At 63.0% G+C, this 15,364-nt stretch carries 16 protein-coding genes; 10 read left to right on the forward strand and 6 right to left on the reverse strand.

Annotation, left to right across the window (positions count from 1 at the left end; genetic code table 11):
• Positions 1-45 precede the first annotated feature (45 nt).
• Positions 46-528 (reverse strand): outer membrane protein assembly factor BamE, encoded by a 483-nt coding sequence (locus FHS81_RS10180; protein WP_428982448.1) that lies wholly within the window; start codon positions 526-528, stop codon positions 46-48.
• 435 nt (positions 529-963) lie between these two features.
• Here FHS81_RS10180 and FHS81_RS10185 point away from each other — a divergent pair, with 435 nt between their 5' ends.
• From FHS81_RS10185 to FHS81_RS10210, 6 genes are all read left to right on the forward strand, one after another.
• Positions 964-1,545: a YceD family protein gene (locus FHS81_RS10185; protein WP_183752572.1), complete on the forward strand. Its 582-nt coding sequence runs from the start codon at positions 964-966 to the stop codon at positions 1,543-1,545.
• A gap of 155 nt (positions 1,546-1,700) precedes the next feature.
• Positions 1,701-2,741 (forward strand): phosphate acyltransferase PlsX, encoded by a 1,041-nt coding sequence (plsX, locus tag FHS81_RS10190; protein WP_183752574.1) that lies wholly within the window; start codon positions 1,701-1,703, stop codon positions 2,739-2,741.
• A 100-nt stretch (positions 2,742-2,841) separates the two neighbouring features.
• Positions 2,842-3,840, forward strand: a complete 999-nt coding sequence (locus FHS81_RS10195) for a beta-ketoacyl-ACP synthase III (protein WP_183752795.1) — start codon at positions 2,842-2,844, stop codon at positions 3,838-3,840.
• Between the two features lie 286 nt (positions 3,841-4,126).
• A complete protein-coding gene (locus FHS81_RS10200) occupies positions 4,127-4,438 on the forward strand; it encodes an integration host factor subunit alpha (RefSeq protein WP_183752576.1) in 312 nt (103 codons plus the stop codon).
• Positions 4,439-4,510: 72 nt separating this feature from the next.
• A complete protein-coding gene (locus FHS81_RS18960) occupies positions 4,511-5,335 on the forward strand; it encodes a MerR family transcriptional regulator (protein WP_246374943.1) in 825 nt (274 codons plus the stop codon).
• 177 nt (positions 5,336-5,512) lie between these two features.
• Entirely contained in the window at positions 5,513-5,959 is a 447-nt protein-coding gene (locus FHS81_RS10210) for an RDD family protein (protein ID WP_183752578.1), read from the forward strand.
• Between the two features lie 9 nt (positions 5,960-5,968).
• On the opposite strand, the gene truA is transcribed toward FHS81_RS10210, so the two are convergent.
• Positions 5,969-6,745, reverse strand: a complete 777-nt coding sequence (truA, locus tag FHS81_RS10215) for a tRNA pseudouridine(38-40) synthase TruA (RefSeq protein WP_183752581.1) — start codon at positions 6,743-6,745, stop codon at positions 5,969-5,971.
• A complete protein-coding gene (fmt, locus tag FHS81_RS10220; protein WP_183752583.1) occupies positions 6,742-7,686 on the reverse strand; it encodes a methionyl-tRNA formyltransferase in 945 nt (314 codons plus the stop codon). The genes truA and fmt overlap by 4 nt, the downstream gene beginning before the upstream one ends.
• A 71-nt stretch (positions 7,687-7,757) precedes the next feature.
• On the opposite strand from fmt, the gene FHS81_RS19185 reads away from it, so the two are divergent.
• A complete protein-coding gene (locus FHS81_RS19185; RefSeq protein ID WP_281374454.1) occupies positions 7,758-7,886 on the forward strand; it encodes a hypothetical protein in 129 nt (42 codons plus the stop codon).
• A complete protein-coding gene (locus tag FHS81_RS10225; protein ID WP_183752585.1) occupies positions 7,883-10,663 on the forward strand; it encodes an HAD-IC family P-type ATPase in 2,781 nt (926 codons plus the stop codon). Before FHS81_RS19185 ends, FHS81_RS10225 begins: the two co-directional genes overlap by 4 nt.
• Positions 10,664-10,697: 34 nt before the next feature.
• Here FHS81_RS10225 and FHS81_RS10230 read toward each other — a convergent pair whose 3' ends face one another.
• Positions 10,698-11,627 (reverse strand): histone deacetylase family protein, encoded by a 930-nt coding sequence (locus FHS81_RS10230; protein ID WP_183752587.1) that lies wholly within the window; start codon positions 11,625-11,627, stop codon positions 10,698-10,700.
• A 449-nt stretch (positions 11,628-12,076) separates the two neighbouring features.
• Here FHS81_RS10230 and FHS81_RS10235 point away from each other — a divergent pair, with 449 nt between their 5' ends.
• A complete protein-coding gene (locus tag FHS81_RS10235) occupies positions 12,077-12,670 on the forward strand; it encodes a L,D-transpeptidase (protein ID WP_183752797.1) in 594 nt (197 codons plus the stop codon).
• 228 nt (positions 12,671-12,898) lie between these two features.
• Here the strand turns inward: FHS81_RS10235 and FHS81_RS10240 are convergent, their stop codons facing one another.
• A complete protein-coding gene (locus FHS81_RS10240; protein ID WP_183752589.1) occupies positions 12,899-13,099 on the reverse strand; it encodes a hypothetical protein in 201 nt (66 codons plus the stop codon).
• A 202-nt stretch (positions 13,100-13,301) separates the two neighbouring features.
• Here FHS81_RS10240 and FHS81_RS10245 point away from each other — a divergent pair, with 202 nt between their 5' ends.
• Positions 13,302-14,228 (forward strand): DUF1499 domain-containing protein, encoded by a 927-nt coding sequence (locus FHS81_RS10245; protein WP_183752591.1) that lies wholly within the window; start codon positions 13,302-13,304, stop codon positions 14,226-14,228.
• Positions 14,229-14,250: 22 nt separating this feature from the next.
• Here FHS81_RS10245 and FHS81_RS10250 read toward each other — a convergent pair whose 3' ends face one another.
• Positions 14,251-15,156 carry an MBL fold metallo-hydrolase gene (locus FHS81_RS10250; RefSeq protein WP_183752593.1) on the reverse strand — a complete coding sequence of 302 codons (906 nt, stop codon included), beginning with the start codon at positions 15,154-15,156 and terminating at the stop codon, positions 14,251-14,253.
• Between the last annotated feature and the right edge of the window lie 208 nt (positions 15,157-15,364).

Below are 15,364 nucleotides of genomic sequence, written 5' to 3' on the forward strand. Positions count from 1 at the left end.
ACAGAAGCGATCTGCCGGAGCGGTCGACACCCGCCCCGGGTAAAATTACGCGCCGAGCGGGTTGAAGCTTGCGCCGCCGCCACGGAAGAGCTGGTTCAGGAAGCTCTGCTCCGCGCCGCTCGTGGGCGTGGTGCGGCTGATGAAGTCGAACACGACGCCATCCTTCAGGCCGTAGTGGGCGACGCGCTCCACCTTGAATGCCTGATTGAAGTAGATCGCGATGACCTGCTGATCGACGATTCGCGGCTCGATGAACTGCACGTTACGCTGCAGCTTCTGGCTGATGTAGTAAAACGTCTTGTTGCCGACCGTGGAAACGGTGGACGGCGTGCCGAGGATGGAGAGCACCTCTTCTACACCCGTGCCGGGCTTGATGCGGGCAAGCGCGTCTTCATTGACGACGTAACCGCGCGAGATCGTCTCCCGGCTGCCGCATGCGGCCAGCGGAAGGCTTGCGACCCCCGCGAGCAGGATAGCCGCCGCAACGGAGCTTCTGGATGCAAAACGTTTGCCGGTAGAGTTGCTCACCCCGATGGTCTCCTGAACTGATACGCGTCTGGCATAAAACTCCACCCATGGCCTAACCCGCGACTGGCGGATTTGCAAGGCGGTATCACGCTGATACGCACTGTTGATATCCTCTTTCGCCGCCCACAGGCGCGCGAGCGCAGAATCAACGGCTGCACTTTCTCACAGGAAAATACAAAATCCCTTCAATAACCTTTCAGATTGTCGGCACACCGGCGGATCGCCATGCTGGTGCAACAGTGGAGGATTACGCTTCTGATGCATTATATTTGCAAAGGCTGTTCCCCGATGCGCCTGAATGGTGATACTGCCGCTTAGATATGTTGAATCGACCGGGCACGGCGCTTTGCGGCAACAGACCGCTTCCAGCGTCGCGCTCCACAACCCGCTGCCCGGGCTTTTTGCTCTGGCGGCGTCACCCGAGGGAGGTCCATCATGACCGAGACCATTTCTTTTCCCCTGCAGCACATCTTCAATGTGACCGATCTGAAGCCCGAAGGGGTGGACGTGACCGTGGAAACCACGGCCGAAGAGCGTGCGGCGCTGGCGAAGTTTCTCGATCTGCCGGCCATTCATCACCTCGAAGGCACGTTTCACCTCACCGGCAACGCCCGGCGTGTGACGGTGCGCGGCGAAGTGCGGGCGGCCATCGTGCAGACCTGCACCGTGTCGCTGGACCCATTCGACACCTCCATTCATGAAGATGTCGAGGTGGTATTCGAGGAACCTGCTGTCGACGCGCTCGACGCAAACGCCAAGGCCGCCCTGGCCCGCGGCGCGCTCGACAAGCCGATCGACCTGAAGGATCTCGAAACGGAACTCGACGCGCCCGACGACCTCATCGACGGCAAGATCGATCTCGGCTCGCTGACGGCGGAGTTCCTGGCGCTTGGGCTGGATCCCTACCCCCGCAAGCCAGGCGTGGAGTTTTCGTTCGATGACGGCTCCGCCGAACGCGAATCACCCTTTGCCGCCCTCTCCGGCCTCAAGGGGTCCGCACCCGGCGGCGCAAACTAGTCAAGGGCGCCCGCGCGCATGCGATGGACCATGATAACCTTGATGGAAGATCGCGCACTTGACATAGGCGTGCACGCGGGCGTGTATCTGTCGCACATCATATCCGGATCGCCGCCTCACGGTGCGCTGTCCGCCGGGAGTTATACGCATTCACCATGGCTGCACCGATAACGATTGCACTTGATGCCATGGGCGGGGATTTCGGTGCATCCGTCGTCGTGCCTGGCGCGGCGATCGCACTGGAGCGTCGTCCGGATATCCGCTTCATCCTGCACGGCGATGAGAACGTCATCGCGCCGCTGCTGGCTAAGCACCCTGCCCTCAAGGCGGCATCCGAAATCCGGCACACCGACGTATTCGTCAAGATGGACGACAAGCCCAGCCAGGCGTTGCGCGCCGGGCGTTACAAGTCCTCGATGTGGCAGGCCATCGAGGCGGTGAAAACCGGCGAAGCCCATGTGGCCGTGTCGGCCGGCAATACGGGCGCGCTGATGGCGATGTCGATGTTCTGCCTGAAAACCATGGCTCCCATCGACCGTCCGGCCATTGCCGGAATCTGGCCCACCCTGCGCGGCGAAAGCATCGTGCTCGATATCGGGGCCACCATCGGCGCCGACGCCGGCCAGCTCGTTAATCTCGCGCTCATGGGCGCGGCGCTGGCCCGGGCCGTTTTCGACATCGAGCGGCCAAGCGTCGGCCTGCTTAACGTCGGCGTCGAGGAAATCAAGGGCAACGAAGCCGTCAAGGAAGCAGGCCGCCTGCTGCGCGAAAACGAATCACGCCAGTTCACCTACCATGGCTTCGTCGAGGGGGACGACCTCGGCAAGGGCACTGTGGATGTGGTGGTCACGGAAGGATTCGCCGGCAACATCGCGCTGAAGGCGGCGGAAGGCACCGCCCGTCAGGTTGCGTCCTACCTGCGCGCCGCGATCAGCCGCTCCTTCATGGCGCGTATCGGATATTTGTTTGCGCGCGGCGCATTCGCGGCGCTGAAGGAGAAGCTCGATCCGCGCCGCTCCAACGGCGGGATCTTTCTTGGCCTCAACGGAATTGTCATCAAGAGCCACGGCGGCACTGATGCCTATGGCTTCGCAGCTGCGGTCGAGCTTGCTTATGACATGTCCCGCTTCGGCCTGATCGACCGCATCCGCGATACGCTGCCGCAAACGCCTGCCCTCGATACCGTGGCGGTATAGCGCAGATTGTATCCGGCCCAATTCGCCGAATTGAATATAAGTGGCGGCCGCATGGGCGGAAATTCTCTTTTAACCGAATGTGCTTTATAACGACAACATGATGGGGAGTTCATCCTTGCGTTCCGCCAATACAAGATCCGTCATCCGCGGTTGTGGCTCCTATTTGCCGGAGCACATCCTGACAAACGACGAGTTGTCGAAACGCGTCGATACCTCAGATGAATGGATCGTGCAGCGCACCGGCATTCGCCAGCGCCACATCGCGGGCGAGGGAGAGACGACCTCTCAGCTTGGCGTCAAGGCGGCACAGGCGGCGCTCGACGCAGCCGGCCTGACGGCGGATGACATCGATCTTGTAGTCTGCGCCACCTCCACACCCGATTTTACCTTTCCTGCCACGGCCACCGTCATCCAGCATGCGCTCGGGATCACCAAGGGCGCGGCGTTCGACGTGCAGGCGGTGTGCTCCGGTTTTGTGTTTGCAATCACAACGGCGGACAAGTTCCTTGTGTCCGGCTCCCACAAGCGGGCGCTCGTGATTGGCGCGGAAACCTTCTCCCGCATTCTGGACTGGGAGGATCGCGGCACCTGTGTGCTGTTTGGCGACGGCGCCGGCGCGGTCGTTCTGGAAGCGCAGCCCGGTGACGGCTCGTTGGAAGATCGCGGCGTGCTGACCACGCATCTGCGTTCGGACGGTGCCCATCGCGCCAAGCTGTTCGTGGACGGCGGCCCAGGCTCCACCGGCACCGTGGGGCATCTGCGGATGGAGGGTCGCGAGGTATTCCGCTTCGCCGTCGGCATGATCACCGACGTCATCGAAGATGCACTGAAAGCGCTCGATCTGACGGCGGAGGACATCGACTGGTTCGTTCCCCATCAGGCCAACCGCCGCATCATCGAGGCCAGCGCACAAAAACTCGGTTTCGCGCCGGAGAAGGTCGTCATCACCGTCGACAAGCATGGCAATACGTCCGCGGCGTCGATTCCGCTGGCTTTGACGCAGGCCGTATCGGACGGGCGCATCCGCGCGGGCGATCTGGTGCTGATCGAATCGCTGGGCGGTGGATTCACATGGGGCAGCGCCATCATCCGTTGGTGAAGGCGAATGCTGTTTTTATCGCCGGCGAATCATAAAACTTCCACCATTGACCGTTACTTCTGATGAGAATAGCGTTGTCGCGAATGGATAATATCGCCAGTCGTCTGTAAGCTCCCGTTTCGGGCAGGGTGGCGTTCGGTTCGCGTCGGTTCGACATGCGCCTGCGTGGATGCCGGGTGCCGCGTTCTTTGCGGGGCACGGGTGGCAGACGTGGGCTTCCGGGGAATAACCAGATCATCTCTGATGATCCGCAGCGAGGGACGCGGTGAACGCGCAGGTGACACACATGGCAGGACGGACAGTTACCCGAGCGGACCTTTGTGAGGTCGTTTATCAGAAGATCGGCTTGTCGCGGACAGAGTCGGCGGCGCTGGTCGAGTCTGTGCTCTCTGAAATTTCTTCCACCCTCGCACGCGGTGAAACCGTCAAGCTGTCATCGTTCGGATCGTTCATCATCCGCGACAAGGGCGAGCGCATCGGCCGCAACCCCAAGACCGGCGTCGAGGTGCCGATCGAGCCGCGCCGGGTCATGATCTTCCGCCCGTCCAACGTGCTGCGCGCCCGCATCAACGGCGAGGAAGCCGAAGCGGAGGATTGATCCGGTGGCCGCGCCTTTCCGGTGTTGCCCGGAGCGGCGCGGAAAGTGGCATGACGCGCGAGGGAGCAGGCGTTGACGAAGGGACCAGACGCGTTTCGCACCATCAGCGAAGTGTCGGAGCAGTTGAACATTCCGCAGCATGTGCTGCGCTTCTGGGAAACACGTTTTTCGCAGATCAGACCGCTGAAGCGCAGCGGCGGCAGACGGTTTTACAGACCGGATGACATCGTGCTGCTGGCCGGCATAAGGCATCTGCTTTACGGCTCCGGCTATACGATACGCGGCGTGCAGCGCATCCTGAAGGAGCGCGGCGTGGCGCATGTGCAGCAGATCGGGCTGCGCGCTGGCGACGGGATGCTCTCCGAAGACATGTCCGCGCTGCTGGTGGAGCAGGATCAGGGACTGGAGTTTTCCCCGCAGGCCGATACGTTATCCGACGACGGTTCCTACACGCTGCATGAAAACGCTGACGATGCGCTCGAGGGGACACACGGGGCAGCGGACGATTCGCCCCCCGTCACCGAACAACCGAGCACTTCTGAGTGGCACGACGACGCCTTCGCACGAGAGGCTGATCCGGCAGATGCCAACGATGCTTCGGATGGCGCAGGATGGGACGATGCCGGGTGGAGCGATGCCAAGTGGAGCGATGAAACCGCGCCGCAGGCTGCCGATACGAGCTTAACCGACCCTGTTATCAATCGCTATGCCCCCGGCCCGCTTTCCGGCCGCGCCGAGCGTGCCGGTACGCCGCGGGCGGAGGCGGGGGAAAACCGGATCATCCGGCCGCAGTACCGCCTGACGACCGATACGCGCGAGCAGTTGAAGACGGCGCTTGAGGAACTGCGCGAGTGCCGCCGTCTGCTTCACGGCGCTCTCAGCCATCAGAACGACTGATCCCGGCCAGCATCGTCAAGGATATGCGGTGCCGGGGGAGGACGGACGGGCGCGGCATCACCATATTACGCATGTTAAAACGCGCTGGAACCTGTGGGGCCACGGCAGCGTTTCTGAAAATATCGTGGACCGCACGGGCTCATACCGGCTGCGGACATCACCGAACAGGAGAACTCCATGGCAGAGGTTCCGGCGCTGCGCACACCGGCCTTCGATACGCGCGGCGTGCTGGCGTCGCGTTTCTTCGCTTACCTTATCGACATCGTCGCTATTTTCGTGCTGTCGCTCATCCTGTGGGTCATCATTGCCCTGCTGGGTGTCGTGACGTTCGGGCTGGCATGGCTGTTGTTTCCGCTGTTGGCGGGATCTGGCGTCATCTACAGCGCGATCACGGTTGGCGGTGAGGCACAGGCGACCATCGGTATGCGCTGGCTCGGAGTGCGCGTCGTCGGATTGCAAGGCAGTCGCGTTGACTGGCTGACGGCCTCGGTGCATGCGATTTTCTTCTACATCGCCGTGGGCACATTCATCCTGCTGCTCATCGACATCTTCACGGGCCTCATGCGTAGCGACCGGCGGATGCTGCATGACGTGCTGGCGGGTGTTACAGTGGTGCGGGCATAACGCCCGCTATCACAGCACGTCGTCCTCGGCTTTGCCGGCTGCTTTATAATCGACGCCAATGAGATAGAGCCCGGCTGACGGAGCCATTGGCCCGCACCGGGCACGTTCGCGGGCATCCAGCGCCTCGCGGACGTCCTGCGGAACCCACTTCCCTGCCCCGACCAGTTCCAGCGTTCCCGCCATCGACCGGACCTGATGGTGCAGGAACGATCGCGCCGAGGCGAAAATGCGGATTTCCTCGCCAATGCGCTCGACATCCAGCCGCTCAAGCGTCCGGACGGGACTGGCAGCCTGACAGTCAGCCGCCCGGAATGTCGTGAAATCGTGACTGCCGAGCAGCAGTTGCGCGGCCTGATGCATGGCGGCTGCATCCAGAACGCGGGGAACATGCCAGACGCGATTCCGCTCCAGCGCAGGCTGCGGACGGCGGTTGAGTATGCGATACAGATAATGCCGCCTCACCGCCGAATGGCGGGCGTCGAACGTTTCATCCACCACCTCGGCGGCTGTCACGGCAACGCCGTCGCCCTGTAATTTGAGGTGGGCGTTGGTGGCATCGCGCACCTTGTCCGGCCGCCAGTCGCGGGATAGATCGACGTGCACGACCTGATGCGTGGCATGGACGCCGGCATCGGTGCGGCCAGCGCACTGCACGCGTTGCGTTTCGCCGCAGAAGGCCGTCAACGCTTCTTCCAATGCCTGCTGCACCGAGCGGCCATTATCCTGCCACTGCCACCCCACATAAGGGGTGCCATCATACTCGACCGCCAACCTGTAACGCGTCATTCGGCAGGCTTCCAAAGCCGCACGCCCTTTTCCAGACGCACGCCGTTGAGAAAATCCGCCGCCGTCACGGCTGCCTTGCCAGCGCGCTGAAGCTGGAGTAGCCGCACTGCTCCCTCCCCGCACGCCACCGTCAGTTGATCGTCAAGCAACGTCCCGGGTTCGCCGTTGCCATCGACACGCGCCGTGCGCAGGATTTTCACCCGCTCCTCACCCTTGCCCAGATCCGTCAGCACAAATGCACCCGGGAACGGCGACAGGCCACGGACATGATTATGTACCTGCTGCGCCGGCCACGAGAAGTCGACCTGCGCTTCCTCGTTGGTGATTTTGCTGGCATAGGTCACGCCTTCGGCGGCTTGCGGCGTGAAGGCCAACGCCCCTCGCGACAGCGCCGCAAGAGCGCGCGCCAGCAGATCGGCCCCGAGGCGGGATAGCCTGTCATGCAGCTCGCCGGAGGTTTCATCCGCGCCGATGGCCACGCATTCCAGCATGCCGACCGGCCCGGTGTCCAGCCCGGCTTCCATCTTCATCACCGCGACACCCGTCTCGGTATCGCCGGCCATAATGGCGCGCTGGATGGGAGCCGCGCCGCGCCAGCGTGGCAGCAACGACGCATGCAGGTTGATCGCGCCAAGCTCCGGTGCATCAAGAATATCCTGCGGCAGAATCATGCCATAGGCCACGACGACAGCGACATCCGCACTGAGCGAGCGGAAAGTCTCAGCTGCCTCTGCATCCCGCAAGGTGGCGGGGGTGAAAACGGGGAAGCCGAACCTGTCCGCCATGGCATGCACCGGCGAGGGCTGCTCGGCCAGCCCCCTGCCGCGCCGCGCCGGGGCACGGGTATAAACGGCAACGACTTCATGCCCCTGCCCGACGATCTCCGCGAGTGTGGGCACGGCGAAATCCGGCGTTCCCATGAAAACGATGCGTAACGACATGACACCCCGACAACGTGCTGGTCCGATCATCCGGTTTAGACGCTCATAAAACGTCAGCGGCCACGGCGCAAATGCCGAATGGCGAAATCGGCTCGCAGCAGGTTCTGCGCGAGGCTGAATCGGGCTATGCTGCCGCGACGTGTCTGCCCGATAGAGTCGATCCCCGAGAGGCTGCCCAGCCCCGCGATGAGGTTTCATGACCGCTAGCCAGCCAGCACCCCACACCGCTCCATCGTCCCCCGTCCTGTCCGCCTCACAGGTGCAGCCCGCGTGGCACGCCCTGCCGGCGGACGAGGCCAGGGAAAGGTTGGCGGTTGGCGAGGCGGGTCTTGACGAAGCCGAGGTCGCGGCGCGGCGGGTGTCGTTCGGTCCCAACGCGCTGCCGCCGCCGCCGCGCCGTCATCCGCTGTTGCGGTTCCTGCTGCAATTTCACAACACGCTCATCTATGTGCTGCTGGGCGGGGCGGTCGCGGCGCTGGTGCTTGGCCACATCATCGATGCCGCGGTTATCCTCGCCGTCGTCGTGGTGAACGCCATCGTCGGCTTCGTGCAGGAGGGCAAGGCGGAAGCAGCGCTCAGCGCCATCCGCGACATGATTTCCCCGCACGCCAACGTCATCCGCGCCGGCAGGCGTACCAATATTCCGGCGCAGGACATCGTGCCCGGCGACATCGTGCTGCTGGAGGCGGGAGACCGCGTACCCGCCGATCTGCGCCTCATCCATGCCCGTAACCTGCTCATCGACGAAGCGATTCTCACCGGCGAGTCGGTGGCGGCAGAGAAACACGATGCAGCCGTGGCGGAGGATGCGCCGCTCGGCGACCGTTGCGGCATGGCCTTTTCCGGCACCATGGTCGCTGCCGGACAGGGAGCCGGCATCGCTGTCGCGACCGCCAGCCAGACCGAGATCGGCCATATCCAGTCGCTGCTCGCCGATGTCGAGCCAATGTCGACGCCGCTGTTGCGCCAGATCGATGCTTTTGCGCGCCGTTTCACCATCTGGGCGCTGGCAGCCGCCGTGGCGCTGTTCATCTTTGCCGTTGCCGCGCGGGATTATGGCTGGGCGGATGCGCTGATCGCGGTGGTGGCGCTCGCCGTGGGCGTCGTGCCAGAAGGGCTGCCCGCGGTCATGACAATCACGCTGGCCATTGGCGTGCGCCGCATGGTCGCCAGAAACGCCGTCATCCGCCGCCTGCCCGCCGTTGAGACACTTGGCGCGACATCAGTCATCTGTTCCGACAAGACGGGCACCCTCACCCGCAACGAAATGACGGTGACGCGCATCGTCTCTTCCGCCGGCCTGCTCCGGGTGAGCGGCGCCAGCTACAATCCCGATGCAGGCGCGATCAGCGGGCCGGACGGTGCGGCGATCACTGTCCGTGACGACGACGCCTCCACCGCCGCGCTCATCATCAGCGCGGCGACGCTGTGCAACGACGCCAGCCTGCGCCCGCGCGATCATCATGCACGCGACGGACAGTGGATAGTGGACGGCGACCCGATGGAGGGCGCGCTGCTGACGCTGGCCCACAAGGCGCAGGTAGACCCCGATGGTTGGCGATCGGCATGGCCGCGCCGCGACGTCATCCCGTTCGATTCGGTTTACCGCTGGATGGCGACTCTCCATGCCGCCCCTGATGGCGACGGGGTGATTTTCGTGAAGGGCGCGCCGGAGCGCTTGCTGGAGATGTGCGCCGTTCAGCAGGGCGAAAATGGCATCGAGCCACTCGACATGGCTTATTGGCGCGCGGCGATTGACGCGGCGGCGGACGATGGCGAGCGTATTCTCGGCTATGCCATGCGCCACTTGCCATCGGCGGCGGCACGACTTGAACCGGATGACCTGCGCGAGGGGCTGATTTTTCTCGGCCTGACAGGCTTCATCGACCCGCCGCGCGACGAGGCAATCGCGGCCATTCGCGAGTGCCATGCCGCCGGCATCACGGTGAAGATGATCACCGGCGATCACGGCGCGACGGCCAGGGCGATTGCACGCCAGCTGGGCCTCTCGCAAACGCCGGTGGTGGCGCTGGGCGCGGATATCGACCGGCTGGCGGATGGCGACCTGCCCGCTTTCGCAACGCGTACCGATGTCTTTGCCCGCACCAGCCCGGAGCATAAGCTGCGCATCGTCAAGGCGCTGCAATCCACAGGCGCCGTCGTCGCCATGACGGGCGATGGTGTCAACGACGCCCCGTCCCTGCGTCAGGCGGATGTCGGCATCGCCATGGGACGCAAGGGCACGGAGGCCGCCAAGGAGGCGGCGCAGGTCGTTCTTCTCGACGACAACTTTGCCTCCATCGTCGCCGCAGTCAGCGAGGGGCGAACAGTCTACGACAATATCCGCAAGATGATCGCCTGGACCCTGCCAACCAATGGCGGTGAGCTGTTGGCCGTGGTGGCGGCGATTATCATGGGCTTCACCATGCCGCTCACACCGGCGCAGATCCTGTGGCTGAACCTCATCACCGCCGCGACATTGGGGCTGGTGCTGGCCTTTGAGCCTGCGGAGCCGGGCGTGATGAGCCGCCGCCCGCGAGAGGCGCATGCCCCGCTGCTGTCACCGTTTATGCTGTGGCGCGTGCTGTTCGTGTCGGTGCTGTTCCTGATCGCGCTCATGACGGTGTTTTTCTTCAGCGCAACGCGGGGCGACGAACTGGCTTTGTCGCGGACGCTGTGCGTGAACACGCTCGTCGTGCTGGAAATCTTCTATCTGTTCAACGTCCGCTACCTGAACAGCAGCTCTTTTACATGGCGCGGGGCGCTGGGAACACCATCCGTGCTTGCGGCCATCGCCGCGGTCACAGCCGGGCAAATGCTGTTTACCTACGCGCCTTTCATGCAGATCGCGTTCGACACACGCCCCGTCTCGCTGGCGGACGGAGCGTTGCTGATTGCCCTCGGCGTCATCATGATGATTGTTCTCGAAATCGAGAAAGCCATCCTGCGCCGGCTCGGTCTGTTCGGCCTGAAATAACGGCGTCGCGGAAGGTTAGCCAGTCATCCATGGGTTATCCGTGCATCAGCGTGGAGACATGCGCGCCGACGGAGCGTGACAGCCCGACGAGATCGTATCCGCCTTCGAGGATCGACACCACCCGCCCGCCGCTGACCCGGTTGGCGATGTCGAGCACGGCGCGGGTGGCGTGGGAGAAATCCGCTTCCGTCAGGTTGATGTTGGCGAGAGGATCACGCCAATGCGCATCGAACCCGGCCGAAATGATGATGAGATCCGGCGCGAACGTTTCAATGCGCGGCAGCACGCAGACTTCCAGCGCCTCGCGGAAAATCGCGCTGCCGTCCCCCGCCTGCAACGGCACGTTGACGATGGTGTCGTGCTCGCCAGTTTCACGCGGCGCGCCCGTGCCGGGAAACAGCGGCATTTCATGCGTCGAAACATAGAGAACGCTATCATCCGCCCAGAAAATGTCCTGGGTGCCGTTGCCGTGGTGCACATCCCAATCGAAAATCGCCACGCGCCCCAGCCCATGGACCTGCTGGGCGTAACGGGCCGCAATGGCAGCGTTGTTGAACAGGCAGAAGCCCATCGGCTTGTCGCGCTCGGCATGATGACCGGGCGGGCGTATGGCGCAAAAGGCATTGTCCACCTTGCGGGCCACCACCTCATCGACCGCGAGCCGGCAGGCGCCGAGCGCCCGCATGGCTGCCTTCCATGACCCCGGCGACAGCACGGTGTCATTGGCGATCTCGACCGTTCCCTCGTGAGGAAGAGCCTGGAAAAGGTTGCTGACGTACTCCTCCGGATGGATGCGCAGCGCCAGCGATTCGTCGCCGCGCGGAGCGGCCTCTCGCTGGAGATTGCTGAACTCCTCCGTCTCCAGCGCGCGCTCAACGACGAGCAGGCGGTCGGCACGTTCGGGGTGACCAAGCAAGGTCTGATGATCCAGACATTCGGGATGTGAAATATAGAGGGTGGTCAAAACGTCTTTCCTGGTGCGTTTCCTGTGATTGCTCCTGGCATTCACCGGGCACGCCGCCGCGCCCGCGATGCCATGTCTTTTTTGTGAGCATAAACAATTTTACACAGGCGGCACGCTCTTTTTAGCTGGAAAAGATACAGCAGTGCCGGATGCACGCCAGCAGGCGATCTGCAAGCAGAAAAAACAGTATACAAGTGCCGGAAACAAAGTTTGGTAAATCGGCATTTACCATTTTATCTGTTTGTTTATCAGAGAAAGTGACTTCAGCGTTGCAATGTCCGAATCAGCAAGGTCCTGGCCTTGCTACAAAGATGATGCTTCGCCGGAATTTCGTTTCACCCGTTCGCCGTTGCCCTCATAAACCTCATTGCGAGCGACGCGCTCACCATCACGCTGCGCGCCCGCCTCCCTGCGGAAGGACAGAAGAAGACATGATCTGGTCCCGGATGATGCGCGTCACCCGCGCACCGTTGCTGGTCGCTTGCGTTTGCGCGGTGCTTGCCGGCTGCACATACAAAGGCGTGCCCGATCCCGCCGTTTCAGCGCGCGATGCCGAATGGATGGCGCAGATGCCGCAGGCAGATGTCGATCTGCAGTTCGAGCGCTATCTCGTGGACGATCCCACAGGCGAGGCGCCGGGCACCATCGTCGTGGATCAGAAGAAGAAGCTTCTCTATTACGTGCAGCCGGGCGGCAAGGCCATTCGCTATGGTGTCGCAGTCGGCGATCAGGCATACGGCTGGACGGGCGAAGCCACGGTGCAGCGCAAGGCCGAATGGCCGAACTGGAATCCTACGGCGGATATGATGAAGCGCTGGCCGCATGTGCGCCCGGTGCAGGGTGGCCCGAACAATCCGCTCGGCGCACGCGCGCTCTATCTCTATGACGACAAGGGACGCGACACACTCTACCGCATCCACGGCACCAACGAGCCCGAAAAAATCGGCCGCGCGGTATCATCCGGATGCATTCGCATGCGCAACATAGACGCCATCGACCTGTACAACAGGGTCGAGCCCGGCGCCCGTGTCATCGTCAAGTAAAAACGCCGACCTTCAGGCGTCAGCAATATGCGTTCAGGTCGATTCTTCGACATGAACGCAGCCCGCGGTTTTGGTGCCGATCCGCACACAGGCTCCGCACGACAACGGCGGATGCCGACAGGTTGGGTTATTCGTGCGTGGCTATAAAACCTCGCGTGAAAACGCTCCAGCCAACCGGCATCGTATCAAGTCACATCGCGACGGAACCTGCGACACCTGCGTTAAGCATCAGCCCTTCTGCGGTAGCTGCAAGAAGTGAGGCAGTTCCCGTGCGGTCTCGGCGGGCTGCCGCGCCTGCTGGCGAGCGGCTGCCGCGAGGGCTGGAATGCCCAGCTCGCGGAAATGCGGAACGACTTGTTTCGGCTGCCTGAAATCGGCTCTGACATGCGCGGCGAAAATGCTGTCGGCCTTGCTTTGCTTGATGGTCATGATACTCACAGCGTGTTGGTAAGAAAAGCGGTCCGGCGTCGATCGGTTGATTTGACGACCGATGCATATGACGATGCCCGAGAATATCGACAGAGTCTTGTTTGGTTGATGGCAAAGTCGTGGCGAATGCTGCGATGCAGCGATAATTTCGCGGCCATCGCTAATGGGGTATTAACGCGGGTCGTCCGGCCCCGGACGGTGGATGATGCGACGTCTGGTTATTGAAGAGCCTGTCAGCCGGGCGGCCACCTGGGGGCTGCGCCTGGCGCTGTTCAGCGTGCCGGTGTTCGCGGCAGGTGTAGTGCTGACACGCCGGGGGGGCGGGGATCTGGCAGCGGGCCTTGCGGTCATCGGCTCCGCCACGGCCATCGCGCTGATCGCGCTGGTGCTCGGTATTCTGGCACTGGCGCAAATCTGGCGGGAAGGACGCAAGGGCCTGCGCAGCGCCAGTCAGGCACTGGTGATTGCCGGGCTGGTTCTCGCCCTGCCCGCGTTCTTTTCGGCGCGCCTGCTGTTTGAACCCTATCTCGCCGATCTGTCGACCGACCCCACCCGGCCACCGGCTTTTTCATTCTCATCCACGGCGCTCACCGCAAGATCGGGAATCGCGCCCTCCGCAGCATCCCACAATATACCCGTGGACCTTCTGGCTGCAGCGGGTCTCTCACCGGACAATTCTGTCCGGCAGACCAACAGAGAAAAGGCCGAAGTCGTGGACTGGCTCAACCAGTTCGCACAGGACTTGCCCCTGCCCGTCACCGATCCGGCGAAATTGCACAGCATGCAGCGTCGGGCCTATCCGGAGTTCACGTCACTGCGCACCGATCTGCGCGACGAAGAGGCTTTCAACCGCGCGGTGAAAGCGGCGGAAGATCAAGGCTGGACAATCGTCGACCGCACACCGCCCGGCGGGCGCTTCGGTCTTGGGCATATTGACGCGGTTCACCACACAAGTCTGCTGCGGCTGCCTGTCGACATCACAGTGCGCTTGCGCGTCCATACCCACGGCACGATCATCGACGTGCGCAGCATTCCCCGTTACCGACTGCTCGATTTCGGCACCGGGCCGGGGGGCATCATCGGCTTTATGGAGTCAATCTCCCCTGCCTCTGCTGAGGTCGACGACTGATCCGTCCGAGTCGCGGCCGGGTTCACCGGCGCCGGAAGCGCCCATCCGGGCGGACAGGGCCATCGGACTCCACCTGCCTGTCGGCAACAAGGCTCTCAATGTGCGCCAGTACCGACAGGGAAGCTCCACCGCGAAGCTCAGGTCCGATCCCGGCATAGAGTTTGTCGACAATTTCGGGAATGGTCGTATCGCCCGCTTCGATGCGCGCCAGAATCGACGCCTCGCGCTGTCGGCGGTGGCTCAATAGCCCGCGCACGTAGCGACGCGGGTCGACTACAGGCCCGCCGTGCCCCGGCCAATAAATGCGGTCATCGCGTTCGCGCAGGCTGGCAAGCGCGGCCATGTAAGCCGCCATGGAACCATCAGGCGGTGCAACCAGCGTCGTTGACCACGCCATGACGTGATCGCCGGAAAACAGCGCTCCGTTTTCCTCCAGCGCGAATGCAAGGTGGTTCGCCGTGTGCCCCGGCGTGGCGACGGCGGCAAGCGTCCAGCCCTTGCCCGATACGCGATCACCGTCGGCAAGCACGCGATCCGGAGCATAATCGAGGTCCGCCGCCGCCTCGTTGCGCTCGAAAACCTGCAACGCGCGGGCGGAAAAATGTGGCGCACAACCGACGACAGGAGCGCCAGTCGCCGCCCGCAGCGCTTCCACGCCCGCCGTGTGGTCGCGGTGCGTGTGAGTCACCACAATATGCGACACACGCCGCCCGGCAGCCGTCGCGTCGAGCAAGATGGCCAGATGCCCCGGATCGTCCGGCCCCGGATCGATGATCGCCACCTCGTCGTCGCCCACGAGATACGTGCACGTGCCGGTATATGTGTATGGCCCGGGATTGGGCCCGACGACACGCCGCACAAGCGGCTCGACCTGAACCACCTGCCCCGCCGCCACGCTGTCGTCGTGGGAAAAGAGTGTATCAGTCATCTGATGGCCCTCCCCGGCCCGATCGATCCGGCATCAGCGCCGCTCTGACAAACAATTTTATTTGATCGAGAATAATTCTCCAAAATTCGAATAGTTATATTCTTTCCGGGTTTTTTCTGACATGCGGAGAGACGTCATTGTCGCCGCATCCGCTAATCATGGCAACCCACGCATCCTGATCACAAACGCGTGCGGACTGTGCAGAAAA

The sequence above is a fragment of the Pseudochelatococcus contaminans genome, from assembly GCF_014195635.1.
GTDB lineage: Bacteria > Pseudomonadota > Alphaproteobacteria > Rhizobiales > Beijerinckiaceae > Pseudochelatococcus > Pseudochelatococcus contaminans.